28 protein-coding genes and 2 tRNA genes are annotated in these 25,992 nt (G+C 39.1%); 21 read left to right on the forward strand and 9 right to left on the reverse strand.

Going from position 1 to position 25,992, the window contains the following annotated elements:
- Positions 1-65 precede the first annotated feature (65 nt).
- The 13 genes from R2S08_RS10105 to R2S08_RS10165 all read left to right on the forward strand — a co-directional run bounded on the left by R2S08_RS10105 (position 66) and on the right by R2S08_RS10165 (position 9,319).
- Positions 66-617: a hypothetical protein gene (locus R2S08_RS10105; protein WP_316835066.1), complete on the forward strand. Its 552-nt coding sequence runs from the start codon at positions 66-68 to the stop codon at positions 615-617.
- A gap of 57 nt (positions 618-674) precedes the next feature.
- Entirely contained in the window at positions 675-1,316 is a 642-nt protein-coding gene (locus R2S08_RS10110; RefSeq protein WP_316835067.1) for a hypothetical protein, read from the forward strand.
- 128 nt (positions 1,317-1,444) lie between these two features.
- A complete protein-coding gene (locus R2S08_RS10115; RefSeq protein ID WP_316835068.1) occupies positions 1,445-2,848 on the forward strand; it encodes a T9SS type A sorting domain-containing protein in 1,404 nt (467 codons plus the stop codon).
- A 41-nt stretch (positions 2,849-2,889) separates the two neighbouring features.
- Positions 2,890-3,342: a DUF4265 domain-containing protein gene (locus R2S08_RS10120; protein ID WP_316835069.1), complete on the forward strand. Its 453-nt coding sequence runs from the start codon at positions 2,890-2,892 to the stop codon at positions 3,340-3,342.
- Positions 3,343-3,547: 205 nt separating this feature from the next.
- Positions 3,548-4,297: a hypothetical protein gene (locus R2S08_RS10125; RefSeq protein WP_316835070.1), complete on the forward strand. Its 750-nt coding sequence runs from the start codon at positions 3,548-3,550 to the stop codon at positions 4,295-4,297.
- A 212-nt stretch (positions 4,298-4,509) separates the two neighbouring features.
- Positions 4,510-5,280 (forward strand): DUF2625 family protein, encoded by a 771-nt coding sequence (locus tag R2S08_RS10130; protein ID WP_316835071.1) that lies wholly within the window; start codon positions 4,510-4,512, stop codon positions 5,278-5,280.
- 70 nt (positions 5,281-5,350) lie between these two features.
- On the forward strand, positions 5,351-5,806 hold the full coding sequence (locus tag R2S08_RS10135) for an Imm26 family immunity protein (protein ID WP_316835072.1): 456 nt from the start codon (positions 5,351-5,353) through the stop codon (positions 5,804-5,806).
- A gap of 68 nt (positions 5,807-5,874) precedes the next feature.
- Entirely contained in the window at positions 5,875-6,492 is a 618-nt protein-coding gene (locus R2S08_RS10140; RefSeq protein WP_316835073.1) for a hypothetical protein, read from the forward strand.
- Between the two features lie 10 nt (positions 6,493-6,502).
- Entirely contained in the window at positions 6,503-6,856 is a 354-nt protein-coding gene (locus R2S08_RS10145) for an Imm51 family immunity protein (RefSeq protein WP_316835074.1), read from the forward strand.
- A 184-nt stretch (positions 6,857-7,040) separates the two neighbouring features.
- Complete coding sequence (locus R2S08_RS10150; protein WP_316835075.1) at positions 7,041-7,595, forward strand: hypothetical protein; 555 nt, start codon at positions 7,041-7,043, stop codon at positions 7,593-7,595.
- A gap of 105 nt (positions 7,596-7,700) precedes the next feature.
- Positions 7,701-8,144, forward strand: coding sequence for a hypothetical protein (locus tag R2S08_RS10155; protein WP_316835076.1), 444 nt, complete (start codon positions 7,701-7,703; stop codon positions 8,142-8,144).
- A 65-nt stretch (positions 8,145-8,209) separates the two neighbouring features.
- A complete protein-coding gene (locus tag R2S08_RS10160) occupies positions 8,210-8,755 on the forward strand; it encodes a DUF4240 domain-containing protein (protein WP_316835077.1) in 546 nt (181 codons plus the stop codon).
- 174 nt (positions 8,756-8,929) lie between these two features.
- Positions 8,930-9,319 (forward strand): DUF4240 domain-containing protein, encoded by a 390-nt coding sequence (locus tag R2S08_RS10165; protein ID WP_316835078.1) that lies wholly within the window; start codon positions 8,930-8,932, stop codon positions 9,317-9,319.
- 24 nt (positions 9,320-9,343) lie between these two features.
- On the opposite strand, the gene R2S08_RS10170 is transcribed toward R2S08_RS10165, so the two are convergent.
- From R2S08_RS10170 to R2S08_RS10195, 6 genes are all read right to left on the reverse strand, one after another.
- Positions 9,344-10,066, reverse strand: a complete 723-nt coding sequence (locus tag R2S08_RS10170) for a YARHG domain-containing protein (protein WP_316835079.1) — start codon at positions 10,064-10,066, stop codon at positions 9,344-9,346.
- Positions 10,067-10,391: 325 nt separating this feature from the next.
- On the reverse strand, positions 10,392-11,627 hold the full coding sequence (locus R2S08_RS10175) for a hypothetical protein (RefSeq protein ID WP_316835080.1): 1,236 nt from the start codon (positions 11,625-11,627) through the stop codon (positions 10,392-10,394).
- Positions 11,628-11,671: 44 nt separating this feature from the next.
- Positions 11,672-12,106: a hypothetical protein gene (locus R2S08_RS10180; RefSeq protein WP_316835081.1), complete on the reverse strand. Its 435-nt coding sequence runs from the start codon at positions 12,104-12,106 to the stop codon at positions 11,672-11,674.
- Between the two features lie 4 nt (positions 12,107-12,110).
- Complete coding sequence (locus R2S08_RS10185; protein ID WP_316835082.1) at positions 12,111-12,854, reverse strand: PoNe immunity protein domain-containing protein; 744 nt, start codon at positions 12,852-12,854, stop codon at positions 12,111-12,113.
- Between the two features lie 485 nt (positions 12,855-13,339).
- Entirely contained in the window at positions 13,340-14,035 is a 696-nt protein-coding gene (locus tag R2S08_RS10190) for a response regulator transcription factor (protein ID WP_316835083.1), read from the reverse strand.
- Positions 14,028-15,401: a HAMP domain-containing sensor histidine kinase gene (locus R2S08_RS10195; protein WP_316835084.1), complete on the reverse strand. Its 1,374-nt coding sequence runs from the start codon at positions 15,399-15,401 to the stop codon at positions 14,028-14,030. The genes R2S08_RS10190 and R2S08_RS10195 overlap by 8 nt, the downstream gene beginning before the upstream one ends.
- A gap of 164 nt (positions 15,402-15,565) precedes the next feature.
- Here R2S08_RS10195 and R2S08_RS10200 point away from each other — a divergent pair, with 164 nt between their 5' ends.
- The 4 genes from R2S08_RS10200 to R2S08_RS10215 all read left to right on the forward strand — a co-directional run bounded on the left by R2S08_RS10200 (position 15,566) and on the right by R2S08_RS10215 (position 18,034).
- The gene (locus R2S08_RS10200) at positions 15,566-16,258 is read left to right on the forward strand and encodes a TlpA disulfide reductase family protein (protein ID WP_316835085.1); all 693 of its coding nucleotides are present in this window, start codon (positions 15,566-15,568) and stop codon (positions 16,256-16,258) included.
- A gap of 218 nt (positions 16,259-16,476) precedes the next feature.
- A tRNA-Gly gene (locus R2S08_RS10205) sits at positions 16,477-16,549 on the forward strand.
- A 49-nt stretch (positions 16,550-16,598) separates the two neighbouring features.
- Positions 16,599-16,683: transfer RNA gene (locus R2S08_RS10210), tRNA-Leu, on the forward strand.
- Between the two features lie 253 nt (positions 16,684-16,936).
- Complete coding sequence (locus R2S08_RS10215; RefSeq protein ID WP_316835086.1) at positions 16,937-18,034, forward strand: exo-alpha-sialidase; 1,098 nt, start codon at positions 16,937-16,939, stop codon at positions 18,032-18,034.
- Positions 18,035-18,105: 71 nt separating this feature from the next.
- On the opposite strand, the gene R2S08_RS10220 is transcribed toward R2S08_RS10215, so the two are convergent.
- Positions 18,106-18,477: a DoxX family protein gene (locus R2S08_RS10220; protein WP_133780425.1), complete on the reverse strand. Its 372-nt coding sequence runs from the start codon at positions 18,475-18,477 to the stop codon at positions 18,106-18,108.
- A gap of 209 nt (positions 18,478-18,686) precedes the next feature.
- Here R2S08_RS10220 and R2S08_RS10225 point away from each other — a divergent pair, with 209 nt between their 5' ends.
- From R2S08_RS10225 to R2S08_RS10235, 3 genes are all read left to right on the forward strand, one after another.
- Positions 18,687-20,669, forward strand: a complete 1,983-nt coding sequence (locus R2S08_RS10225) for a KUP/HAK/KT family potassium transporter (RefSeq protein WP_316835087.1) — start codon at positions 18,687-18,689, stop codon at positions 20,667-20,669.
- Positions 20,670-20,689: 20 nt separating this feature from the next.
- Positions 20,690-21,307 (forward strand): Crp/Fnr family transcriptional regulator, encoded by a 618-nt coding sequence (locus tag R2S08_RS10230; RefSeq protein WP_316835088.1) that lies wholly within the window; start codon positions 20,690-20,692, stop codon positions 21,305-21,307.
- Between the two features lie 77 nt (positions 21,308-21,384).
- Complete coding sequence (locus R2S08_RS10235) at positions 21,385-22,314, forward strand: NAD-dependent epimerase/dehydratase family protein (protein ID WP_316835089.1); 930 nt, start codon at positions 21,385-21,387, stop codon at positions 22,312-22,314.
- 49 nt (positions 22,315-22,363) lie between these two features.
- Here R2S08_RS10235 and R2S08_RS10240 read toward each other — a convergent pair whose 3' ends face one another.
- Together R2S08_RS10240 and R2S08_RS10245 are read right to left on the reverse strand one after the other, a co-directional pair.
- Entirely contained in the window at positions 22,364-23,365 is a 1,002-nt protein-coding gene (locus R2S08_RS10240) for an aldo/keto reductase (protein ID WP_316835090.1), read from the reverse strand.
- Between the two features lie 87 nt (positions 23,366-23,452).
- Positions 23,453-24,361 (reverse strand): helix-turn-helix domain-containing protein, encoded by a 909-nt coding sequence (locus R2S08_RS10245; RefSeq protein WP_316835091.1) that lies wholly within the window; start codon positions 24,359-24,361, stop codon positions 23,453-23,455.
- 152 nt (positions 24,362-24,513) lie between these two features.
- On the opposite strand from R2S08_RS10245, the gene sufB reads away from it, so the two are divergent.
- Entirely contained in the window at positions 24,514-25,959 is a 1,446-nt protein-coding gene (gene sufB / locus R2S08_RS10250) for a Fe-S cluster assembly protein SufB (RefSeq protein ID WP_316835092.1), read from the forward strand.
- The last annotated feature ends 33 nt before the right edge of the window (positions 25,960-25,992 follow it).

Here is a 25,992-nt window from a genome sequence, read left to right on the forward strand (position 1 = left end):
TTTTCCTAGCGCTAACCATATCAAGTAATCTTTCTTACGCGCAGGAAGAATGCCAGATCTACGAAATGGTGATCGGTGAAATCTACAACCAAACGAAGGAGAGCATTATTTCTTATGATCGAAAAGTTCCGGTAGACCCGGTAAATTATGATACTATTGGATTAGTGCTTAAAAAAGAGAAAACGCCCTATTATGTTTACCTGGAAAAAGAAATAAAGACTGAAAAAACCTCTTTTGAGGGGTTTGACTCTTTCTTTCCTTTGCTTGTAAAATCGCTTAGGTTGGACAAAACAGATTATGAGAAATCCAATCTCAAAAGCGTGGAAAATTGCAAAATAACAGGAAAAGATTATTGTCTAAAACTAATCAATAGGGATGATAGAATTGAAAGGGATAGTCTTGAGCATTGCCCCAAAATCAAAGAGCGTAATAGAATTACAATTTACCGATTTGGCTTGTATGGCGTTTTATACTCAAGTAATAGGAAAACAGCTATTGTTATGGTGAAAATTCAGGATGAGTCGAATAGAAACTATCCGGATATCTGGGGGGCAGTTCTAAGCAAGAAAGGCAAAAAGTGGACTATAGTAAAGGTAAAGGAATCAGATAGAGAATAGATACGGCAGTATGCTAAGATTTCGGGTTGAATTAAGCCGAAATCTTAGCATCATAATATGAGTAAATACACTTTACATATTTCGACCCTTACAGGCGCCTTATTGATAGTAATAAGCCTCAGCACTAGCTATGGTCAAACGGACTGCCGTATTTACAGAACAATAATAGATAGCATCTACAACCAAACAAAAAAAGCGACTATTGCAGTAAATCAAAAATATCCGATAGATCCTGAGAAATATGACACCACTGGCCTAATCTATGAAAAACAGCCATTTTCTTATTTTATATACTTAGACGACGAAATTTCACAAGTTTTAACGCCAAATGGCTTTGCAAACCGATTCTCCGAATTAGACAAAGAATATCGTCTGAAAAGTCGACAATACGTAAGTTCGACTTTAAGAAATATTGCCAGTTCCAAGTTTCAAGGAAGTGATTACTGTATTAAAATCATTAAAAAGGAAGATAGTATTGACTATGAAAAATGGGAGTACTGTGAACTTACTGGTAAGGTGCCAATTAAGCGATACAGCCTCAGCAACATTTTGTATGCTTCTGACAAAAAAATAGCACTTGTGCGATTAAGACTATCTATGAATCCTAAAAATGGGATGGTACAATTGTGGGGCATTGTTTTAAAGCAGACTGGTGATACTTGGAAAATTGTCAAAATCTTACGTGATTATAATCACTAGCAAGTGGTACTATAGAAATCACTCCTTGAAAATATCCATTAAACTCCAGGCCTCATTTTTGTCAGAATACAAATCTCCTTCTTAGCAAAGTTTATCCTACTAAAACAATCATCTACCAAACCAGTTCTATGAGAAAAGTTTTACTTTTTGTATTAAACATTGCCTTTATCAGCAATATGCACGCGCAGCAGTCAGGTAGGCCGGAGACAGAGCCGGGAGACAATTATCATCGTAATTATATTTTGGAAGTATTACAGCAACAATGGGCAACATCCAACACCATGCAAAAACCCACTGGGACAAAACAACGTGTAATTGCCCAAACTTCAAAGGGAACAACATTTAAGGATTCGTGTACCTACTCCTACTCCAACAACAGAGGTTCTGCCTTTAATTACAACATGTTTTCCTATAATACCATCCTTAACAATGTCTATGCGCCTAATTTCGTTTATCTCAAGACGATGAACCCGCTGGATGTATTGGCCGATACCATTACCAATTACGATAGGGATACCATTAGATATAAAGACTATGGCGTTTACAGGCCCGACAACAAATTAAGCCTTATCTTGACTGATTATGCCGACGATTATCCGTTCAATCGCAACAAGTCGGTCATGACTTATAATAATGACAACCTACCCGATGTCTACTACTATTCCATGTATAATATACCTGGACCTGCTGATACTAATAGCAAGGTCAAATACTCCTATAGTGCCGGAAAAGTAATGGTAGATAGCTTTTGGGCTAAGGAAGGTGGTGCTTGGAATTTCGCAGGCTATCAGGAACACTATTACAATCCGGGAAATAAATTAATAGCCGATTCGAATTTTTTCGTAAATGCTTCAACCGTTCAGGTTGCATATGTTACGTTGTTTACGTATTATCCTGATGGAAAGCTTTCGACAATGAATACAACCTATTTTAATAACGATACAATTTGGTACACCGACCGGGACTCACTTGGTTACACTGCCGGGGCCGACTATGCTACCTATTGGGAAAACAGGAGAACAGCGCCCACAACCGGAACTTTGACCATAAGCCGGGAGATAAAATACCCTGGAGCTGCAGGCGTTCCAGATTCAGCTAAAGTTTGGCGCATAACAAACTCTGGGCAGCAATTGAGAACTTTCCGATATCAGTACAATAGTTATGGTAATCCGGAACGCATCTCAGTATTCAATGATGGCAATAACACACCAACCCCCAATCAAACCTATACCTTTTACTACGAGCTTTATGATAACGGCCTTGCAATAAATGAGACAGACCCTATTAACGATTTCAAAATTTACCCCAATCCTTTCGACAACTATTTGTCCATTAATTTTAAAACACAGCAGACTGGCTATTATTCGCTTAAGATAATAAGCTTAGCAGGCCGTGAGGTATGTTCCCAAACATCAAAAGTCCAATCGGAAGCAATCAAAATATCCCTGCCAGATCTAAGTGATGGCATTTACCTGATCGAGGTACAGGCGCCAAATGGTAACTTTATTAGAAAGAAAATAGTGAGAAAATAAAGCCCTCAATACGCCCGAGTTTAGTACAAAAACAAACATTTATGTCAACAATTGATGGGTTTGTCAAAATAAAATTTACATACACTTTTGATGAAGGATATGAAGATCAGATTGAGAGTATGTGGGCCACTCCATGTGGGTTAAATTACAAATTAGAGAACATTCCTTTTTATGTCAAAGAATTTGCTTTGGGAGATGTCATCTGTACGAAAACATGCGACGGTGAATTGTACGTCGATGACCTGGTGGAAGAATCAGGCAGTAGTACGATCCAAATCGTTTTCTTCGAAAAGACAATAGTCCAAAAAACCAGACAAGAGTTGAAGGTGCTTGGATGCGATTCAGAAATCAGTGACAAGCCTCATTTGATTGCTGTTGATGTTCCTAAGTCTGTGAATTACAAAAATAGTATTGTACCCTATTTGGAAAATGGATTTAGACAAGACTTGTGGGATTACCAGGAGGCCTGCTTATCAAGCGTTCATAGTGGTTAGCAAAATATGACCTGGAATTAGTTTATCATATTTGCCGAAGATAGGTATAGTATTCTTTGAACCTAACAAAGCGAAACCCGAATTCAGGTTTCGCTTTGTTAAATTATAATCTGTTAAGCTAAAATGTATCTTCATTTTCGGTTTTAGGACCGAATAACTACATAACCACATCTGTGCGATTAAGATAACTTACAAAATCGATAAAATGAAACTTAAAATATTTCTAATATCATTATTTTTATTCAAAATTATGAATAATAGTAGCGCGCAAAATGAAGCGGGATTTCAGGCAATGGATCTTGGTCCTCTAAACCAGATTATGGAGGAAAAATCTCCAATTCGTCTTAAAAGTTATCAGATTAAATATAATAAGGCTTACGTCACCATTTACAAAGACGGGACAGTTATTTTATTTCCAGGGGCAGCAGGTCTGGGACAAGGTATATTTTTTGAAGACATTAAATATTTGGAACCGATGATAAAGACAGGCATTTATCCGGTAAAGGGGGATGGCTCATTTTGGGAAAAAGAAAAAGATCGCGCTTTGGATTTTCAGAAATCAATGCCTTATTACTGTACCAAACTCTCTGAATTACTCAGCTATAAGGTCGAGCTTAATGATAACCCGGAATATCTAAAAGAGCTGTCGGGGATAGTCAACAAAAAATTTAAGGAAGGTAATGTTCCCGACAATCTATATAACTACCTAGCTATTTTCGTTGGGGAATTATTGCGTGGTAGGGAAAAAGCGGAATGGAAATTACTATGTCAAAATAGTCTAAATGTTTATTACTGTCCCGAGTTAGTAAAAGATAGAAAGTATTGCGACCCTTTCAGCTATATAATTGGAGAACTTGAAATGGCAGATTTCCGGCCTATTGATATCAATACCATGATAGAAGGAGCAAACAATTTTTACCGCTATCACAAAAGAAACTATCTCGATAGCAAATAGTTTGGTCATTTAGCAAATTTTGTTTTCGTTATTTCCCAACAAGCATTTTAAAAATGGATAACATCATTAGGTTCAAATTATTGTTGGTTATTTTTTCATCATTCATACATTCAAATGTGTTCAGCCAAAATGAAAACAGACTTGTCATACTTGATCAAGTCTCCGCAATAATCCCAATTCAGAATATTGGAAAATTAAAATTGAAAATTCTCATGAATAGAATAAATAATCCAATTATTTATACAATTGTGGTACTTTGTCTAATTCTTGTTACTCGTACGAATGCGCAACAGCCTAGACCATCCATGCTACCAATTGCAGATCTTATCAAAGACAACTCTGAGGGTTGGAGTAGGGTAAAATCATGGATCGATACTGCAAGAAATAAAATAGAGATACTACCAGGTGAGAATCAGGTATCAGCGAACGTGCTCTATAAATCGCAGGTGACAACGAGATCACCAATGGGTGCCATAATTTACAACACTGGCGGCATTTTGGTAGACTACGGCTGGATTAGAATTTTAGGCTCGGGTTCTAACAAAATGAAAAGAACAATAGCTTCATGGAATAAAGGCCGCATTGATACTGGTAGTAATGGGAAACCCCTATACTACTTGATTGCAGATGACGCTATAGGAGGTTTATTTGCGCTCAACGGTGGTGGTTTAGGAACAGACTTTGGTAGTGTTTATTATTTTGCTCCTGATAACCTAACTTGGCAATCGTTGAATACATCCTATACTGGATTTCTCGAGTTTTGCTTTTCAGGTGACATAGGAAAATTTTACCAAGGATCAAGATGGAATTCATGGAAAGCGGACATTAACAAGCTTTCGGCGGATGAAGTAATTGTTTTTTTTCCTCCGCTATGGTCGAAAGAAGGTTCACTTGAAATAAGCGCGCGAGATAATCAGTCAATTAATACTTACTTCATGAACATTCAAACTTTATTGACTTCTCATAACAAGGAAAAAAGATAGGCATCTAAAAAGATAAAAACTTACCACGCCATATGCCGACTGTTCCGAAATAAATTAATGTACCCATCTCATGAAGAATAGAAGGAAAATTCCGCCCGGAAGTATTATTCGCATAAGCTTAAGTATCCATTGCTACGCATACGGACGGATACTTAACTTTAGGGATATGGCTATTTATGATCTTCAGAGTTCTGAAGGCATCTCAGAATTAAGCGAGATAGTAAAAATGCCGATTATTTTCAAAGGCTTTGTTGGCACGGAACACATAGAGGATGGAACTTGGCCAATTCTGGGTTGCTTACCGTTGAATGACTCTCTCCAAAGTTCAAAATATTGGCTGCCAGAAGTTGGTCACAAAGACAAATGCAAAATTTTTGATAATGGAAATTGGTTTTGGCTTCAGCCTTTGTCGGCGGGTACTGGGTTATTTTCCGGAAGTATATGGAGACCTGAACATATTGATGAATGGCTCATAAATCATTTCAGTGGATTTTCTAACGATAAATTTAATCTAGATTGGGTATAATTAGTAAGATAATATCTGAAGAAGGCCAATTAAAGCTTTTAAAACTTTAGACCTATTTTTTCAATTGTATGAAATATATAGAAAACGGAAGCATATACATAGATCGTGATAATGACTTTTCCAGAGTAATCGTAGCTGATGAATTTGAGGTATTCTATGAGGTACCAGTTTCGCCGAAAGAGTGGAGTTTCTCTAGCAGCCCAAAGAAGTTATGTTATTACTATAGGACTTCACCGTCTGCATTCTTATCAGTCAGAACATTCTCGGCTCAAGGACAGTTTACAGAAGAGGAAAAATCTCTCCTTAGGCCAGATATACCCTTAAGATTGGCTAGGTTTAAAGACGTTCAATGGTCAATGCAGCAATTTGCAACCCTTGATCTATTTGCCAAAAACAATGCAAAATTTGAAAATTCATCCAAAATTGCACTTGCTGCCGATAAAGCTTATTTGTCGGGCTTTCTTCCATCAAATAGGGTGAGCTCACCAATACTTGTAAATTCATCAAGCAAGAATGGGTTTACTGAATTAGAATTACGTTGGCATGCAAATAATATACAAGCACCACAATTAAAAAAGGAAAGTATAGAAGGCATAGGTATTTATCGACTCGGCCATTTCAAAGGAATACCCATGTATTATATTGGTGGATTTATTGATGCCGCAGGATTGCTTAACAAGGAATAACAGACTTATTATGAATTCCGATTACCCCTTTACAATACAATCGATAGGCATAAATGACTTTATCATAATGGTTCCGCTAAATGATGAAGATAATTACTCTAAATATTATGATTTGTTTTCGCAATATGGTTACGAAAGCAATGGTCCTTGCTGGGAGGGACATATTGAGCAAATATTGGAAAGTATCGACCCTCAACTCCTGAAACAAATCGACTTTGATTCGGAGGCGAGTACCTTTTACATTAAGATCAATTCACCGAGGGCAAAAGATCGCTTTATTCAAAAACTTGTTCCTATTTTTAACAATCTTGTGGAATTGGAAAACTGGATAAAAAATGCGGATCGAGATCGTATCGACGATTAACGTAACAAGTTTTTCAGCTATAACCAGGAACCCATTTATTTTCATGTTTCCGGCAAGCACGTAGTAGGATTGTCAAATCAAGCATTTTAATTAACGACAAATGACAAGGTCTCTTTTTAATCTTCTATTTCTAGCCTTTTTTGCTAGTTGCGTATCTCCCTCTAAACCCGAAAATCTATCAAAAATGGCTACTAGTAAAAAAGATAAGGATTCAGCCAATGATACTGGCATTTCGGAAACTAAAATTGATACTTGGAAGCAGATGGATTTAAGCAAAATCTGCAAAGTCAAAGAAATTTGCAATGGTAGGGCAACTTTTCCAATTCCCGTCGAGTTTACAAAAATGTCGGAGAAGATGATTAGTATGAAGTATCGAAGCAGCAATGTTCGTCCTACAGAAGCATTTACCGATTCAAAAGGCGCAGTAAATCTCGGATTTCGCATTACTTCCCAAGTTGCTAGTCAAGTTGATCTGGCACAGATTGCGGATGAGATGTTAGGACAATTTCACGCGTTAAACTTCAAAAATATCAACGGCGAGATTAAAAGAGTAAATGGTCGTGACGTTATAGTATTTCAGTTCATCAGCCCAGCAATCGACACCGAAATATATAACCTCATTTTCGCAACAGACATAGATGGGAAACTAATGGTGGGGACATTCAATTGTGTAATTCGGCTAAAAAATCAATGGGAATCAAAGGCAAAAACCATGCTATCGTCACTTCGCGTAGAATGAATGTTGGAACTAAACAATTTATCAACTGTTGAAATGTAAATTCTTCTATTCATTAAGATAGCGACAGATCAATATAGTAATTGAAACATCAACAACAACCGGTTTATGGATATTTTCTTTGGGGTAACTGTTTCGGACAAAACATCACACCTAGATAATTTTTTTAGAGAAGTCGAGGGTGAAATTAAAGCACTAATTAATCAGAATTCAGCTTATGGAAACTCCCTTAAATTTATATATATCGGCATATTCTATGTTTCGCCAGAATATAGCCAATTCTTTAAAGTCCGAAAACCTAAATATTGCTATGAAAATATAGATACTGGAGATGGTCAAGTTGAAAAGACTGCAGTAAGATTTGAATATGAGATGTTATTGGATTTTGAAAAATACAAGGACCTTTCTTATGATGAAGCAAAACTGAGTTTCTTAGAAGATCTTTTCAATTCTATGGACGTTCTTGGGACTGATGCGGTTAGAAAAAAATTCAAAGATTTTCCAGCAGATCAATTTATAGCAGATTCAAAAAACCTCTTTCAACTTCAATAGCCATTATCATTACATAAACGGCTTAATCTATTGAGTAATAGTATAGAAAAAAATACAGCAGATTTATGAACGAAAGCAATTTTTGGGAAATTATTGAAAAATCAAAAAGAGTGTCAAAAAATGATCTTGATGCCCAGGAGGAATTCATAGTTCAGGAGTTGGAAAATCTAACTCCTGAAGAGGTAGTTCAATTTGAAATTACCCTCCGTAAAATGATTATGAAAGCCAACGATTATAAAGCTCTTGCTTTTGCTAAAATAGTGGATGGGTATGTTTCTGACGATACATTTCTGTATTTCCGCTGTTGGGTGATTGCTCAAGGTTTGGATTTCTATACTCTTACTTTGAAAAACCCTGATTTAACGGCTGACATGATTGACAGTGATACCGAACCTGACTTTGAAGGTCTACTTTATGTTGCTGATGCGGCATATCAAAATCTTCACAAAGATTCCGATGAGGATGAACTTCCAAGAGATGTAGCGCGTACACAAGGCTTCGACTATGATGATCTCGCTCAGGAAATCACAGGCGAAGATTGGGTCGAAGAAGATTTACCAAAACTTTACCCCAGGCTATGGGCTAAATTCGGAGCAGGACAAAATGACTAGCAAAGCGGGTAAGTTTAAAAATATGTTGATGCGCTAAGAAATACGAGTAAGCTCAATAAATGGATTCCTTAAGAAGCAAAAAAGGCGGACGTAATTAATATCGTCCGCCTTCTCTCTTTGTATAAAATTAAGCCTCATTCTATAACAGACACATATGAGATCATCATCTGAAAAATGATTATTAGAGCCAACGATTATAAAGCTCTTGCTTTTGCTAAAATAGTCGATGGGTATGTTTCTGACGATTCATTTCTATATTTCCGCTGTTGGGTGATTGCTCAAGGTTTGGATTTCTATACTCTTACTTTGAAAAACCCTGATTTAACGGCTGACATGATTGACAGTGATACCGAACCTGACTTTGAAGGTCTACTTTATGTTGCTGATGCGGCATATCAAAATCTTCACAAAGATTCCGATGAAGATGAACTTCCAAGAGATGTAGCTCGTACACAAGGCTTCGACTATGATGATCTCGCTCAGGAAATCACAGGTGAAGATTGGGAGGAGGACGATTTGCCGAAGCTTTATCCTAAGCTTTGGGCAAAATTTGGAGATAGATGAAAAGTGGTGAGTAGCTTAATGGGTCTAACCAGCCACATCAAACTTTATGTACTTCAATGCCACACCGTCAAACTCAAAACCCCAGGAGTAGGCAAACTCATTATTGTAGTCTGTTGGGTAAAGTGTGTTGTATTTGTCGATTTTTGACCCTCCCTGGTGGTTGTACTGTATCTGGACCTTGTTACCATCGATATTAATCGAGTAAACGCATATATAGTTGCCATCGTCAATTGTCAATTCATACTTTGCTCTGTGTTTAAACCAATGAATGTCACCCACACTAATCTTTTCTAATGCTTTTTGTAAGTACTGGAAATCATTTTTGGTCTTAACAAACTTGAATCTCCGGGAAAGTTCCAGGGCATTGTTGGCCAATACGTATTGCTTTAGGCTCTTGATTTCAGACATCTGCTTTTCCCTCCTCTCTTTTAAGAAAATGGTACGGTCCTGGAACAATTTAATATTTTGCTTTTCAATGTTACTGTAAATGATTTCACTATTTGTCTTTTTGGGCTTGTACCACTCTTGCTGCGTATAGTAGGTATCAACCTCCTCTCCTTTTTTGAACTTATAGCCTTTTCTGGCGAGCAGGTCGTTAGTTAAGAAACGTATTTCATCAATACTCAGATTTTCAATTTGCGCTGGTTTTAGTTCTAGTGAAGAACATGAAGCGCAATCCTTCAGGGACTGGGCATTCACCGTTTTTAAGCAGAATAAAGTAAATAGTGTGATATAGAATGTTTTCATTTTTGTATGACTTAAAGGAATAAAATACACCATCCTAAGAACAGGATGGCAATAACAATTATGAATAATAAAGCGATACCTGCAACCTTCATTTTACTGCTAAGCTTATGGAACCGGTAGGTTTCAAAGCCGAAGCCTATCAGGCAGAGTATTAAAAAAATTGCGGTTAACCTAAAAAATGCATCCAGTTCACCAATAAAACTGAATTGATCGTCTTGATACCTTTGGGGCAAAAGAAAATAGGCACCATAATACAACAACAGTATAACTGAAGCAATAATGGTTATCCTAATGACTAGGTATTTTATCATATTCAAGGCCGTAATTAATGGTATAAAAAATCGTCGCTAAAATTCTCTTTACTAAACTTAATTAACTCCGCTAGTTGAGAAAGGCCATAATACTTTTGTTGTATGATTGTTTGTTCTGCTCCAGGGTCCCGTCTAAAAAGTAATGCCAGCAGCGGAACTTTGGGCCAGTTGGCATTGTTGGTTTCCCTATAGGTTTTAAAAGCGGGATCATAAATGGCTGCGATGTAGGCGACCATTTCCCTCTTATCCTCTTTTGAATAAAGACGATTTAAGGTCTCATCTTCCGATCTGATTATTTTAGAGGCGAAAGCACCCAAAGAAAGTATCAGGCGAACATCGCTTTTTGAAGTGTTCTTTGAGATGTAGTTTAACATATCTTTTCTTACTTCGAGCTTTCTATTGCAATCTTTTGGAAAAATAATACGCCCCAGTTTATCAGGACTGGTTTCAAAATCATCCGATGATTCTCTATACTTCTGAAGTACAGACCTTAAAAGTTGTTCATCCTTGGTATAGCCAAAGATTTCCACCAGGGCATTCATGAAAACGCTATCGTTATGCAATAGAAACTGCAACTGGCTTTTATCATTATTGAACAAGTATTTGTTGCGGGCTATTATCGTCTGCACGATAATGTTTCGCTGCTGGTCAAGATCGGTTACGTCCCTCCACTTAAGTGTTGTTCTTGATGGCACTTTAGTTAAGGTACTTTCCTGCTCCATTTTTTTAACCTGGGGATACTCTTTTTGATAGTCCACCAACTGGGGAACAAGGAAAAGATTACCTACAAGCTGATGTTGTGCTGAGATGAAAACATGGGTCTTTTGCTGGTTCAGGACGAGCCTAAGACCGTCTGTAGGTTCAAAGCACTGTGTTGAATTTATACGCTCATCGAAACCAATTTCCAATTGCACAGGATCGTTTTGCCACCTGTTTTTTTTCAAATTAAAAATGGCCTGGGCCTTATGAAAAAAATCATTGGATTTTTGGTAGCCACTTTTCCGGAGAATACTATCCTGTAGGGCCAAACTTACCTCCAGGTCTTCCTTATTCGCAGCATTAAAACCCCAACCGGAAGGATCACTGCCCAATCCAATTTGCCTTTGCAACAGTTGAGGAGTTACTTTGTGGTCCTTTCTCCCCGAATGGTTCGCAGGTATGGCTTGAGCACAAACCTTCATAGTATCCATAATAAGGAATAAACCAATAGAAACAGACAGGCCATATGTTATACTTTTATACAGATTCATATTAAGTTATCGTTTGCCGCTAAAATGACTATTGTACTGCAATCTTAGTTATATCTATAGGTCCCATTTTGCATCGCATGAATTGTGTTCTTGAAAAATGATTTTTTACTGTCCACCAAAAACTTATTGATTTCCAGCATGGGGCAATACTGATCATTAAACTTGGAAAAGCCCTGTACAACGGGTAGCATATAATGATGCCTGTAATGGCTCACATCATTGGATACTTTCCATTTTGCAGCTAAGGATTTACAAAGGCATTGCCCAATATAGAGCCAGGCATCAGATTTTAGCTCCTCAAAGTTTGTTCGGGATTTAAAAGTAACCAGCAGCTTTTCCACTTCATCCAGGCTATCCAACGAATAATCCAGTATCAGGCCAAAACTTTGTCCCAATTCAATAAACCCTATTAACGTATTGTCTGCCGCCGCAACAATGCTTTTTAGTTCTTTTCCTGCTGTAGCTTTATCCTGTTCCATGTTGCTAAATATTTGTCTTTGCAAAAGCTGCGATATCCTTCGGATAGAAATCCATATCCCTGAAACTGCTATCATCAATATTGTATAGCGCAACAACAGCAGCCACTTCAAAGCTCCAATATCCCTCAAAATCACCTTCACCCTTGGCTTTATGGGCATCGTAGTTAATGAAATCTTTCATGTTCTTGTACCAGTTGCCTAAGTACTCTTTTATTAAAGCTGCCTGTTCTGTTCCTTTGGTTTGTGTAGTTTTATACAATAACTCAAAGGATTTTGGATAGATCAACTTATCCGTTGTGGTCCTGTCTTTCAGTTTCATAGCCAGCAGTGTTTCGATCAATGCATCTTCTCCATTGCTGTGCATATGATCGGCCATTTTTTGAAATAATTCGGACGGCGCATTAAAAATTATTCCCCAACTGATCAGGGTCAATACGCGGTAATAATCATGTGTCAAAAGCAAATGCTTTTTATTGTCTCCCGTCGAAATATTCTGGTTATAGGCCACCCAGGCATCGATAAGCTGAGGATAATCATTAGCGATCTCTTCTACAGGAGTTTCTCCTGAGTACTTTAAAGTGATCAACCTTTTACAGTCGTAATACAGACTTTGGGTGATGCTGTTCTTCTTCCACTTTTCCGGGAAAGGTGTGACTTTTAGTTTATCCTGCCGCTCCTTAACATCCTCAATACATTCTTTAATCCATTCCTGCCAATAGGCGCTGTCTCTTAAAGGTTCTCTGTGCATAATTTTTTTCAGTAGGTGTCAATACAAATATTAACAAAAAGCAATAAAAATGAAAGTGCGAAAAAACGCAGTTTTCATGATCACATTTTGTGGATTTATTTGAGGTCTGAACTCCAAGTGTAACTGCTATTTGTCTAATTTTATTCAGCAAAATATTTTACAAAACACCATAAAAGTTCTTATCTTTGCAGGGATAAGGATTGTAGTACTTTAATCAATTGTTATAAGTATTGCAGGTCTCAAAAGTTTTAATATTTGACATCCTATTTTAAGCATTTTCAACAAGAGCGTCATTCGTGCGTCTTTGGAAATATAAAAAATTAAATACCAGAACATCAGCGGGTTAAGAAAAAAGTTCGATTCCCGCTCTGAGTACAAAGCCATGATTAGGACGTATTTTAGTTCTAACATGGCTTTTTTTTATGAAGCACTGTTAATCTAATCAGCTAGATAAGCTACACTACTTCGTTCAACTTTCCGGGTTACTAGTCCATTATTTTATACCCTTGGTTCCTGATATTCAATATTTTCACATTATCATCTCTAACGAAGTGTTTGCGCAATCGGGAAATATATACATCCATGCTTCGGGCGTTAAATACATTGTCATCGCCCCAAAGCTTTAATAATGCAGTGCTTCTGTCCAAGATGCTGTTTTTATGCTGTAGCAGCAGAGCCAGGAGATCCCCTTCCCTTTGTGATAATGCTATCGTTGAATTCTCAAACGTTAATTCTAATTTTTTATGGTTAAACTGATAAGGCCCAATCTGACAAGAGTTCCCTACTGGAGAGGGTGTGGTTATCGCTGCAGATATCTTTCTACGTAAAATGCTCCTTAATCGCAATATCAGCTCCTCCATGCTAAATGGCTTTTTCATATAGTCATCTGCTCCGGCTTCAAATCCCTTTAATACATCCTCTGTTTGAGACTTTGCTGTAAGAAAGATAACGGGGATAAATTCGTCTACTTTTCGGATATCCTGAAGTAAGGAGATACCGTCCTTTCGGGGCATCATAACATCAATGATACAAATGTCGGGTTTTAACTGGTTGAACTTGCTCCATCCCTCAACACCGTTTCTGGCGATCTTAATTTCGAACCCTCTTTTGCCGAGCGTTTCAGCAATGATCATAGCCAGTACGTCCTCGTCCTCAACTAATAGTACGCTGATCTTATCCATATAGTGGCAATTTTACCGTAAAAGTTGTCCCGATACCTTTACTACTCTTTACACTGATCCGTCCATTCAGGATAGCGACAAGCCCCTTAACATAGTTTAAGCCTAATCCATATCCTTTTACTTCGTGAATGTCGCCCGATGGTACCCTGTAGAACTTATCAAAGATATAGGGTTGGTATTGTTCATCGATCCCTTGTCCGTCATCTTTTACCTCTAATTTCCAGTCACGATCTTCAAACCACGCCATTATCCTGATGTTTACCGGCCGGCCGGCATACTTAATGGCATTGTCTACAAGGCTTGTTAGCACAGTGACGATAATATACCTGTCCGTATCAACATAAGGCCTGGCTGGCAGATCATATTGAATCGAGGCCTGTTTATAGATCATAAACTCCGTTGTGATCTCCTTAAAAAGTGTTACGAGATCCACCCGCTCTATCTTTGATGGCTTAGCACCATGCTCATACCCGGCAATATCCAATATCCGGTCAACATTACCATCCAATTTATCCAGAATAGTTGTATTGATCTGGAGGTAACGGGAAGTTATTTCGGGGTTTGAGGATTCACCAAACTTATATAGTGCCTCGTGAGTCGACTTCAGAATAGAGATTGGTGTACGCAGTTCATGGGCGATATTGCTAAAAAAATCGTTTTTCATAGAGTCCAGCCTCATCTGTTTTCGAATGATGATTCCCATATAAAAAAGACTGGCAGCAGAAAAGAAGATCAATAACAGGGAGATCAAAGCCGGTATAAAAATCCGCGGCAATAGATACTGGTTCACATTGATGATATCGGCAACGACAGCATCATTATCTCTTGAAGAGATTACAAATGCGGCGGCCTGGTTCGCAGGCAGCATTTTTTGTTTTTTAAGCAGGTGAAGTTTAAATGAAACAGGAAGGTTGTTTTTTTGTAGCTCGTTCTTTAAAATTGAGCTTAATGCGTCCATTTTTAAAGGTTCATTCGAGTTTCGGGCTACTAACGTGGCCGCTACAAGGTTAGCCATTACCAACTTCAGCTGCGAAGCACTAGGGGAAGGTGCCTGGGATGTAGTAAACTTGATCACGATTCCTTGCCCTACAGTGCCTGTTCCCGGCACGCTATTATTTGGCCTGGGGATTTTCACGCTACCATTTATCATTGAAATGGAAGATGAATTTGGATTGAAAGCCGCATAAGGATTGATCTCCCCTAATAAGTATGCATTAATGCTGCGCTCCAATGAGAAAGTTACCGACCTGTAAAAATTACGTTCCTCAGTTTTGTAGGAATTGTACACCCAGTATACCTGGAACAGGATGATTCCCGTAATTGTCAGAATAGCCATCAGCCATACAAAACGAACCCTTTTCTTCATATAAATGGTATCTCTTTTTACAATATCTGATATATAACAACAAAGATATTCATTATAAGCAGCCAGACAGAATGATTAACACTAGTTAACATTAGTTAAGAAATGATTAACAGAAACCAGCGGTCTGTCTGGTTAGTTTTGCCTTATCAGAAAAATAAAAAAATATGAAAACTTATTTATTGACAATAACCATATGCTTATCTGTCGGCCTTGCTAATGCCCAACAGAAGATGGCCAGGGAAGATATGTTCCCTAAAAGTGCGAAGTACTATATCAAAGGAGGGGCTGCAATACCCTATGCAAAGATTGACAGTGTTATCCAATCGTGGGGTGGGAAATTTATGATAGGTCGTGCGACCGAAGGTAGCGAAGAAAAAATTTACCTGGAAAAACCTGATTCTTTGATGATGAAACACCACCAAGAGAAAATGGAAAGAACAAGTGAAATGATCGGAAAGGTTGCACCATCATTTGAGCTGTTTGATATTTATGGGACAAAATATACATTGCAAAATTTAAAAGGAAAAGTAATTGTGCTGAATTTTTGGTTTGCTGGCTGCGAACCATGTAAAGAAGAAATGCCAGAGCTAAACAGGTTAAAAGAAAAATATAAGGACAAGGGTGTGGTTTTTCTTGCAATAGGGCGAGATAATGCCGACCGGATTAAGGACTTCTTAAAAACAAACAACTTCAATTACACATTATTGTGCGATGGAAAAAAAACTATAGATGCTTATCAGGTTTTCGGGTTCCCAACGTCAATGGTAATTGACAAAAGTGGTTTGGTTAGTTACTCACAGCTTGGTGGAGCAGGTATTGCTGAATCCCTGTCGAGGGAGATTGACAAGCAACTTTAGTTTATTGATTGAATTTGATGCCCAATGCATTGTGAGCTTTATTTCAAAAAAACAGCCTTTAAAAGTCAAAGAATAGAATAATGTACTTCCATCGCCCCCAATTCAAGAAAAATAAATTTATTGATTTTTTTTCTTGCTGAACCTCAGCGGATTTAAGGATATCTTCAAAATATAGTTAGTAAAAATAAAAACAATGTCTATCTTCGCAGAACATAACAGCGAAAGTAGCTCAGTTGGTAGAGCACGACCTTGCCAAGGTCGGGGTCGCGAGTTCGAATCTCGTCTTTCGCTCAAAAGCCTTCTCATTGGAAGGCTTTTGTTTTTAAAAGGTTTAACACCTGCTCAGATGGTGGAACTGGTAGACACGCAGGACTTAAAATCCTGTGACCTTAAAAGTCGTGCGGGTTCGATTCCCGCTCTGAGTACTTGTAAAAGAATCGAACAAAAAAGCCTGACACTTCCGTATCAGGCTTTTTTGTTGTTTTGGGTTTGAGCCCAGCATTTATCCACCAATCCCCTCCTTCAAAAGATATTCCCGGCGACCACGGGCAACAACTTGTTTTATATGTTGATTTATTTACACAGTTTACATTTTTATTTACAATCCAAATTCCCTGCCCTGAAAGGAATCAAAGTAATTTTGCTGCATCAACTTTATAGGATATGGAAAATAAAAAAATGAAAAAAGCACTTGTGTTTGTTCCGGCCACCTTCCTGGTATTATTTCTATTAAATTCCTTTATACTAAAAGAAAAGGAAAATGGAAAAAAAACAGTAGAAGATACTAAATCACGGCCTGCAAATATCGTTTTCAGATCTTCTGACGGCGGACAAACATGGCAGGACATTAGCGAAGGGCTGCCTGAAAATTTGCAGAGAGAAGGTGTGTGGAGTCATGGTTTACTTGCAAATGACCGTGGGCTTTATGTACGTGCTGGCAATGGGGTTTATCACAGTGAACCAAATTCCACCAATCGTTTTTGGACAAAAGAGATTTTTCCCGGTAAACAGCGTGAGATTGCCCCTGGCAAGAATGGGATATTTGCATATGATTTCAGGGGACAATTTTTACAAAAAATAAACGGAACGAATGACTGGTCGCCCATGTACACGAATTTCCAAGAGCAAGCTGTACGCATGAACAGAACGACAGATTGGATGTACAAGAATTATAAAGAGAAGCAAGTATGCAGCGTTTTTGAAACTACGGGAGGCACAATTTTCATCGGCTCTAACAACGCCCTTTTTAAATCCACTAACAGTGGAAAAACTTGGAAATATGTGCATGTTGGAGGCTGGGTAATGAAAATGGTAGAGTCAAACGGTGTACTACTGGCGGCCAGCACACAGGGAATATTAAGATCGACCGATGACGGTGAAAACTGGGATCGTATGATTAATGAAGGGGGCATTGGCACCGCTGTGGAACGTATCGATAGAGGATTTGCTGCTATAGCCTACAACACAATCACCCAAACAAACAGAATACACATTTCACTGGATAGAGGAAAAACCTGGAATACCATAGGTGAACCACTTCAGCCTTCCTGGAATAGTTCATTAACCAACAAAATATTCGGACTTCAATCTTCATTGTATATTTCATCAATTAAACAAGTGGGCAAATATTTAATATGTGGCCGCTCAGATGGTATATTCCGGTCATCTGACATGGGCAAAACATGGAAACTGTTACTTCCTTCTATAGAAAACAGGGGCTTCAATTTATCTGTATCAGGCAACGTGATTTATGCCATGCCAAATAAAGGGTGTTGAAAAATTGAGTACAGGCTAAACAGGATGATCCTAAATAGAATCATCCTGTTTTTTACTGGTGATTTCCGCTGTTAACTTGATGGATAAAGCTTGTGGTAATAAATATACGAGATCAACAACAACGCAAAAGGGACCAACGGTACGAAAGACTCCCCGATCATCCCGTCTACAGACAAATGTGCAATCAAGGCAGAAAGATAAATAATACCCAGAGCCACGTAGTTCCACTCCTTAAGACGGGAGGGCAAACCAGGAATAATCAGGATAAGTCCACCGATAAAACTACCGATACCAACTTCCATACTAAACCAATGTGGAAAGCCAAGATGTTTGGTTCCTTCCTGAGCCATTGGGCTGTTTAGAAAAAAGATACCTGGTAAAATGAACAGTGCCAGTAATCCGGTAGTTACCCAGTAGATAATTTTAATGCTTTTCGGTTTCATAATAGTTCTTTTTATTTAACAGGATAAAATTGCGTAATTAATCAATTCATGAAGGTGTCGGTTGACGACAATCTGAGGGCTGATTACGACATTTACACAACAGAAAAAAAGATACTAATAAATCGGCCCACATGTCATTAAGATTTCTACTTTTGTTTTTTTATAAAAGTATCAAAGCTTAACTCACCCAGAACCATAATCTTAGGATAATGAACCCACATCTAAAAAAGCTATCCGCAGCCGGATTGCTTATCACTCTTGGTATCATCTTCGGCGATATCGGCACTTCACCTCTTTATGTTTTTCAAACGCTGCTTATAGAAGGCGGGAAAGTAAATGAAAGTCTGGTGCTGGGGTCCATTTCCTGTATCTTCTGGACGCTTACCCTTCAAACGACCTTCAAGTACATTTTTATCACTTTACAAGCAGACAACCGTGGGGAAGGCGGTATATTTTCTTTATATGCATTGGTTAGACGATACGGAAAATGGCTGGCCATACCTGCCATCATAGGTGCAGGAACCTTGCTCGCTGACGGGATCATCACCCCCCCTATTTCTGTCACTTCAGCAATTGAAGGGCTAAACCTGGTTCCTTATTTTTCAAAGGCAATTGTACCGGGCAATGACCTGGTCTTGCTGATCGTCATTACCATTATGCTTTTATTGTTCTTTTTCCAGCAATTTGGAACAAAGATCGTCGGTTCTGCTTTTGGACCAGTGATGTTAATTTGGTTTTTAATGCTGGCTGTTGTAGGGAGTTTACAACTGGCCCACTATCCTCAGATCGTAAAAGCATTAAACCCCTATTATGGTGCCGCACTTTTAATAGAACATCCAAAAGGATTCTGGCTTCTGGGGGCTGTATTTTTATGTACAACCGGAGCAGAGGCGCTGTATTCAGACCTGGGACATTGTGGAAGGAAAAATATCCAGGTCAGCTGGATATTTGTAAAAACCTCTCTCCTATTAAATTATCTTGGTCAGGGTGCCTGGGTACTGACCCAACCTTCTACAAAAAATTTCACTGGTATAAATCCATTTTTTGAGATCATTCCACATTTCTTTCTGCTGCCCGGTATTGCCTTGGCCACTATGGCAACCATTATTGCCAGCCAGGCTCTGATCAGTGGTTCATTTACCCTGATCAGCGAAGCAATCAGCATGAATTTCTGGCCAAAGGTCACCATTAAATATCCTTCAAATATCCGCGGACAAGTGTATATTCCAAGCATCAACTGGATCCTTTGTATGGGTTGTATTGCGGTTTCTTTATATTTCCGTACCTCCGCAGCAATGACTGCCGCTTATGGTTTCTCTATTACTATAGCCATGCTGATGACGACCATACTCATGTATTATTTCATGAGGTATGTAAAACACTGGCCACTATGGATTGTAACGATTATACTGTGTGTGTTCCTTTGTGTGGAATTCTCCTTCTTCGTTGCCAATGCCGTTAAGATTCTAAAAAGATTGTTCTTCCTTGTATTTGAATTTGGACTGATCTTTACCATGTATATTTGGTTCAAGGCTCGTAAAATCAACAACAGGTTTTTGAACTTTATCGACTTAAAGGATCAGCTACCTCTGTTAAGAGCGCTAAGTGAAGACCCTAGCATATCCAAATACTCTACACACCTGATCTATTTAACCAAAGCCAACAACAGCAAGCAAATCGAGCAAAAGATCATGTATTCGATTTTGAGCCGAAAACCCAAACGCGCAGATGTGTACTGGTTTGTACATATTGAACGGACAGATGAGCCATATACAATGGAATACAGCGTAGAAGAATTAGACGATGACAAAGTAATCCGGGTTGAATTCCGTTTAGGTTTCAGAATACAACCAAGAGTAAATGTCTTGTTCAGAAAAGTTGTGGAGGATATGGTGAGCCGTAAAGAACTGGACATCACCAGTAAATATGATTCCCTGAACAGATATAATCTCGCTGCAGATTTTCAATTTGTCATTATGGAAAAGTTTCTGTCTTACAACAATGAATTCAGTGTGAGTGAAGGTTTCATATTAAACAGTTATTTTGCTATTAAAAAACTGGCTCAGTCTGAAGCTAAAGCCTTTGGTTTGGATACCAGTGAAACCCGGATTGAGAAAATACCTCTGGTGGTTAAACCATTAACGGCAATAGTTTTAAAAAGGGTTGATCCTTATTCACATAGTCCTCTTTAAAATGATTGTAAATTCGTGTTATGATAAAATTACCTCCTGATCCAGCTACACTTTTAGTTTTCCGTAAAGCTTTAGAAAAATTTGTCACTTTCAGTGAAGAAGAATGGAGGTTGTTCGTACAGCATGTCAGTACTTCATCTCTTAAAAAAAAGGAACATTTTGCGAGGGAAGGGGAAATAGCCAGCTATATCGGTTTTATTTTGACAGGCTCTGTGCGTTATTATCATATTAAAGATGGCGAAGAGATTACCGGTTATTTCAGTTTTGACGGGGAGTTGGTCAGTTCTTACAAAAGCTTTCTGACCAGGCAGCCCGGAACAGGCTATATCCAGGCATTGGAACCGGCCACCTTGCTGCTGATCTCCTATCATGACCTGCAAAACATGCTTAACCATCCCCTGCTTGCCTATAAAATGGAGCGTTTTGGACGTCTTACTGCCGAATACTATTTATGCTGTTACGAAGAAAGGATCAGTTCCTTTATCACTCAGACGCCTGAAGAGCGTTACCAGGATCTGGTTAGCAAGGAACGAGAGATCCTACAGCGCGTACCACAGCATTATATTGCGAATTTTTTAGGCATTACCCCCGTTTCTTTATCAAGAATCCGCAAAAGATTATTGTTCCAGCCATCTTAATAAAAATCCTTATCTTTTGTTAACGTTTTGATCTCCAGCACAAGGCTAACTTTGATCAGATAAAAAACTAAAAAGATATGCACACGATATTAGGCGCTGGAGGACCAACAGCAAATGCACTGGCCCGCGAATTATCCCTGAATAAAGAAATGATCCGCCTGGTCAGCCGCAGACCGGTTAAGATCAGCAGTGAAAACACCACCTGGAAAAAAGCCGACCTGCTCCAGTATAATGAAATTCTGGACGCCACCAAGGGATCATCAGTGATCTACCTTTGTGCCGGTCTGGTCTACGACAAAGAGGTCTGGAAACAGCAATGGCCCGTGATCATCCAAAATGTAATCAATGCAGCCAAACAGACCGGTGCCAGATTGATCTTTTTTGACAATGTGTATATGTATGGTCTGGTGAATGGCCCTATGACAGAGCATACGCCTTATAACCCTTGTAGTGTTAAAGGAGAGGTGAGGGCAAAGATTGCCACTCAACTTATGGATGAAGTAAAGGCAGGAAATATACAGGCTTCTATTGCACGGGCAGCTGACTTTTATGGAACAGATTCCATGAACAGCTTCCTGGATATGATGGTATTTGACAAATATGCGAAAAAACAAAGTGCTCAATGGATTGGAAAATCAGAAAAGCTGCACAATTTCACCTATATTCCTGATGCAGGAAAAGCACTCTTCCTATTAGGACAGCACCCGGAAAGCGACAATCAGATCTGGCATATGCCTACTGCCCCTGCCATTACCGGAAAAGCAATGATTGAGCTTGCTGCCGCTATTTACGAAGTCAAACCAGCTTACACCAGTATCAACAAATTCATGCTTCAACTGGTTGGCTTATTCAAAAAAGTAGTGGCAGGTACAGTGGAAATGTATTATCAATATGACCATAACTATAATTTTGACTCCTCGAAATTCGAGCAGGCCTTTCAATTTACGCCCACAAGTTACAAGGATGGCATACACTATCTTTCAGAAACACTGTACAAGAAACAATAATCATTAAAGATCCTGGCCGTATACGCTGCTGAATACGGCCAGGATTCAATTAGTGGTTGACCAGTTTCATGGCGCCTTCACTATACCTTTCGCCAGTATGCGGGTATAATTCCAGCAAATGCTGAATGCCCTTAAGGTCATCTGCTGAAAGGGTCAAATCTACTGCCCCTGCATTTTCCTCCAGGTATTTCCTCTTCTTTGTTCCAGGAATAGGAATGATGTCTTCTCCCTGAGCCAACACCCAAGCCAGCGCCAATTGTGCCGGAGTAGCTTGTTTCGCCGCGGCCAGTTTTGCAAATTCTGCCGCCAGCAGCTGATTGTTCTTTAAATTGTCGCCACTGTAACGCGGCAGTGTTTTACGAAAATCGGTATCGGCCAGCTGGGTAACATCTAATGTATTTGTAACCAATCCTCTCGCCAATGGAGAATAAGGAACCAGACTGATGCCCAGCTCTCTTACGGTATGGAGAATATCTCCTTCCACATCCCTGGTCAGCAAGGAATACTCGCTTTGCAGCGCTGCAATTGGGTGCACCGCATTTGCTTTTCGTATAGAGGCAGGAGAAGCTTCGCTTAGGCCCAGATAGCGGACTTTACCTTCTTTGACCAGTTCCGCCATAGCACCTACCATTTCTTCAACGGGCACATTTGGATCTATACGGTGTGCATAGTACAGGTCGATAACCTCTATATTTAATCTTTTCAGACTATTTTCCGCCGCCTGCTTTAACCATTTCGGAGAACCATCAAAATAAGTTCCCGATGCGCTGCTTGGACCAGCGACATCATCTTTAAAGCGAAAGCCGAACTTAGTCGCAATAAATACTTTGTCCCGGTTAGGCACCAGTACTTTTGAAATTAACTCTTCGTTTTTCCCGTTCGCATACATATCTGCAGTATCCCAGAAATTGATTCCAAGATCCAGCGCCTTATGTAGGGTAGCGATACTTTCTGCATCATCTGTAGGGCCATAAGCGAAACTCATGCCCATGCAACCTAAACCTACAGCTGATAATTTTTCATTTGTCTTACCTAGATTTCTGTATTTCATCTTTTTAGTATTTCTTTTCTAACAGATCAAATTTAAGCCTTTATCCAGGCAATGTATTTAACAAATTCAAACCAATACTTACAGAATTCAAACAGGGATTACCCGTGCTTCCCCAGGGGTAAGTCCGGTTTGTTTTTTGAAAAAATTATTAAAATAGGCCGGGTATTCAAAACCTATACTATAGGCAATCTGCGAAATATTCCAGTCTGTGTGACGCAGCAAAGCGATTGCCTCTTTAACAATCCTTGCTGAAATATGTTCGGTGGTAGTTTTACCTGTAATTTCTTTGACAGAACGGTTGAGGTGGTTGACATGAACGGAAAGATTCTCTGCAAAATGATTGGCCGTTTTCAGTTGAAGTGCGGCTTCAGGTGTGTCAATTGGAAACTGCCGTTCCAGGAGTTCCAGGAACAAACTGGTGATCCTGGAAGAGGCATTAACAGGCTTTTCGAAATTTTCTGCCGGTTGCATCTTCATGGCTTCATGGATGATTGCATGCATATAATTCCGGAGCAGGTCAAATTTATGCACATAGTCTGAATTCATTTCCCGCATCATTTTTTTAAACAAAAAAGAAATTTCTTCCAGTTGTTGCTCATCTATAAAAAAAATAGGTGTCCCCCCTACCCTAAACAGCGGTGAGTCCTGCAAGGTCTCCTTCCGTTCCTGAGAATGAACAAAAGCTTCTGTAAACAAACAAAACCAACCCTCCTGTTCATCGGATCCCGCTTCCCAGGAATAAGGGATCATTGGATTGGAAAACAGCAAGGCCGGCCGGTCAATCTCTATCCACTTATCTGCATAATGCAACCGTCCCGTCCCGATCACCAGAGAAACTTTATAAAAGTCCCTCCTGGAGTAAAAAGTGGTATGCTGACAGGAACTCCGGGTAAAGACATTAAAGTGCCCTGGTCCGGCATTGTTTATAGACAAGCCGGAAGGATTAATATGAGGAAGCCTGGCGTAAAAATCTTGTACTGTTTCCGTTGTATTCATCTAACAAAATTATAAAATTCAAACCATTAATGTAACGCAAAAAGTAGATCAAATCTTACATTCCTCTGTTTATACTATTTTGTACAAATAAGAGATAAGCTTATCTTTGTATATCTTATTACTGCTATTGTATTAGTCTAGAAACAGACATCATGAAAGAAGACTTAAATCTATTGGAACAAGCCGCACACAATGACTATAAATATGGCTTTGTAACAAATATTGATACAGATACTATTCCAAAGGGGCTTAGCGAGGCTGTGATCGAGCTGATCTCCAAAAAAAAGAATGAGCCTGAATGGATGCTAAAATGGCGTCTCAAAGCTTATGCATACTGGCTAAAAATGGTGGAACCCACATGGCCAAACGTGAAGTACCCACCTATCAACTATCAGGACATTATCTATTATGCTGCTCCAAAGAAGAAAGAACAACTCAATAGTCTGGATGAGGTAGATCCGGAGTTACTGCGCACTTTCGAAAAGCTGGGCATTTCTCTGGATGAACAAAAACGACTGAGCGGCGTGGCTGTGGATGTAGTAATGGACAGTGTTTCTATTGCGACGTCTTTTAAAGAGCAACTATCAGAGATTGGCATTATCTTTTGCTCCATTAGTGAAGCCATACAGCAACACCCTGAACTGGTCAAAAAATACCTGGGTTCTGTGGTGCCGATGACCGATAATTATTTTTCAGCATTAAATTCGGCGGTATTTACAGACGGGTCATTCTGTTATATCCCGAAAGGTGTCCGCTGCCCAATGGAATTGTCTACCTATTTCAGGATCAATGCGGAAAATTCTGGTCAGTTTGAACGTACGCTGATCATCGCAGAAGACGAAAGCTATGTAAGCTATCTGGAAGGTTGCACCGCACCTATGCGCGACGAAAACCAGCTTCATGCTGCCGTAGTTGAACTGGTGGCTATGGAAAAAGCAGAAATTAAATACTCTACTGTTCAGAACTGGTATCCGGGCGACAAAAACGGCCAGGGCGGGATTTATAACTTTGTGACCAAAAGAGGAATATGTGCAGGTAATCACTCGAAAATTTCCTGGACACAGGTGGAAACAGGTTCTGCCATTACCTGGAAATACCCAAGTGTGATATTGAAAGGCGATTATTCTATAGGTGAATTCTACTCTGTTGCTTTCACCAACCACCACCAACAGGCAGATACCGGTACGAAGATGATCCATCTTGGAAAAAATACCAGGAGCAGAATTGTTGCCAAAGGCATTTCTGCCGGACAAAGCAATAACAGTTACCGGGGGCTGGTACGCGCCAGCAAACAAGCCACCAATGCCCGTAACTATTCTCAGTGCGATTCACTGCTGTTAGGAGATCAATGCGGAGCACATACTTTCCCTTATATAGAAGTGAAGAATAAAACTGCCATTGTAGAGCATGAAGCTACAACTTCAAAAATCGGGGAAGATCAATTGTTTTACTGCAGACAGCGCGGTATTGATGCCGAAGCAGCTGTAGCACTGATTGTAAACGGCTTCGCTAAAGAGGTAATGAACCAGCTTCCTATGGAATTTGCCATTGAAGCACAAAAACTACTGGCCATCAGTATGGAAGGTAGTGTTGGTTAATTAAAATATATCCATTTATAGAATTAGAAGATC

The organism is Pedobacter nutrimenti (assembly GCF_032678445.1).
Taxonomy (GTDB): Bacteria; Bacteroidota; Bacteroidia; order Sphingobacteriales; family Sphingobacteriaceae; genus Pedobacter; species Pedobacter nutrimenti_A.

What these genes read in the sequence shown, in the direction of transcription:
- R2S08_RS10185 (WP_316835082.1), bottom strand. Translation starts at nt 12,854, where the DNA reads ATGCACAGAGAACCTTTAAGAGACAGCGCCTATTGGCAGGAATGGATT.
- R2S08_RS10120 (WP_316835069.1), top strand. Translation starts at nt 2,890, where the DNA reads ATGTCAACAATTGATGGGTTTGTCAAAATAAAATTTACATACACTTTT.
- R2S08_RS10140 (WP_316835073.1), top strand. Translation starts at nt 5,875, where the DNA reads ATGAAATATATAGAAAACGGAAGCATATACATAGATCGTGATAATGAC.
- R2S08_RS10240 (WP_316835090.1), bottom strand. Translation starts at nt 23,365, where the DNA reads ATGAAATACAGAAATCTAGGTAAGACAAATGAAAAATTATCAGCTGTA.
- R2S08_RS10170 (WP_316835079.1), bottom strand. Translation starts at nt 10,066, where the DNA reads ATGAAAACATTCTATATCACACTATTTACTTTATTCTGCTTAAAAACG.
- R2S08_RS10135 (WP_316835072.1), top strand. Translation starts at nt 5,351, where the DNA reads ATGAAGAATAGAAGGAAAATTCCGCCCGGAAGTATTATTCGCATAAGC.
- R2S08_RS10115 (WP_316835068.1), top strand. Translation starts at nt 1,445, where the DNA reads ATGAGAAAAGTTTTACTTTTTGTATTAAACATTGCCTTTATCAGCAAT.
- R2S08_RS10105 (WP_316835066.1), top strand. Translation starts at nt 66, where the DNA reads ATGGTGATCGGTGAAATCTACAACCAAACGAAGGAGAGCATTATTTCT.
- R2S08_RS10215 (WP_316835086.1), top strand. Translation starts at nt 16,937, where the DNA reads ATGAAAAAAGCACTTGTGTTTGTTCCGGCCACCTTCCTGGTATTATTT.
- R2S08_RS10190 (WP_316835083.1), bottom strand. Translation starts at nt 14,035, where the DNA reads ATGGATAAGATCAGCGTACTATTAGTTGAGGACGAGGACGTACTGGCT.
- R2S08_RS10145 (WP_316835074.1), top strand. Translation starts at nt 6,503, where the DNA reads ATGAATTCCGATTACCCCTTTACAATACAATCGATAGGCATAAATGAC.
- R2S08_RS10155 (WP_316835076.1), top strand. Translation starts at nt 7,701, where the DNA reads ATGGATATTTTCTTTGGGGTAACTGTTTCGGACAAAACATCACACCTA.
- R2S08_RS10200 (WP_316835085.1), top strand. Translation starts at nt 15,566, where the DNA reads ATGAAAACTTATTTATTGACAATAACCATATGCTTATCTGTCGGCCTT.
- R2S08_RS10195 (WP_316835084.1), bottom strand. Translation starts at nt 15,401, where the DNA reads ATGAAGAAAAGGGTTCGTTTTGTATGGCTGATGGCTATTCTGACAATT.
- R2S08_RS10180 (WP_316835081.1), bottom strand. Translation starts at nt 12,106, where the DNA reads ATGGAACAGGATAAAGCTACAGCAGGAAAAGAACTAAAAAGCATTGTT.
- R2S08_RS10220 (WP_133780425.1), bottom strand. Translation starts at nt 18,477, where the DNA reads ATGAAACCGAAAAGCATTAAAATTATCTACTGGGTAACTACCGGATTA.
- R2S08_RS10235 (WP_316835089.1), top strand. Translation starts at nt 21,385, where the DNA reads ATGCACACGATATTAGGCGCTGGAGGACCAACAGCAAATGCACTGGCC.
- R2S08_RS10110 (WP_316835067.1), top strand. Translation starts at nt 675, where the DNA reads ATGAGTAAATACACTTTACATATTTCGACCCTTACAGGCGCCTTATTG.
- R2S08_RS10245 (WP_316835091.1), bottom strand. Translation starts at nt 24,361, where the DNA reads ATGAATACAACGGAAACAGTACAAGATTTTTACGCCAGGCTTCCTCAT.
- R2S08_RS10225 (WP_316835087.1), top strand. Translation starts at nt 18,687, where the DNA reads ATGAACCCACATCTAAAAAAGCTATCCGCAGCCGGATTGCTTATCACT.
- sufB (WP_316835092.1), top strand. Translation starts at nt 24,514, where the DNA reads ATGAAAGAAGACTTAAATCTATTGGAACAAGCCGCACACAATGACTAT.
- R2S08_RS10175 (WP_316835080.1), bottom strand. Translation starts at nt 11,627, where the DNA reads ATGAATCTGTATAAAAGTATAACATATGGCCTGTCTGTTTCTATTGGT.
- R2S08_RS10130 (WP_316835071.1), top strand. Translation starts at nt 4,510, where the DNA reads ATGAATAGAATAAATAATCCAATTATTTATACAATTGTGGTACTTTGT.
- R2S08_RS10230 (WP_316835088.1), top strand. Translation starts at nt 20,690, where the DNA reads ATGATAAAATTACCTCCTGATCCAGCTACACTTTTAGTTTTCCGTAAA.
- R2S08_RS10165 (WP_316835078.1), top strand. Translation starts at nt 8,930, where the DNA reads ATGATTATTAGAGCCAACGATTATAAAGCTCTTGCTTTTGCTAAAATA.
- R2S08_RS10150 (WP_316835075.1), top strand. Translation starts at nt 7,041, where the DNA reads ATGGCTACTAGTAAAAAAGATAAGGATTCAGCCAATGATACTGGCATT.
- R2S08_RS10125 (WP_316835070.1), top strand. Translation starts at nt 3,548, where the DNA reads ATGAAACTTAAAATATTTCTAATATCATTATTTTTATTCAAAATTATG.
- R2S08_RS10160 (WP_316835077.1), top strand. Translation starts at nt 8,210, where the DNA reads ATGAACGAAAGCAATTTTTGGGAAATTATTGAAAAATCAAAAAGAGTG.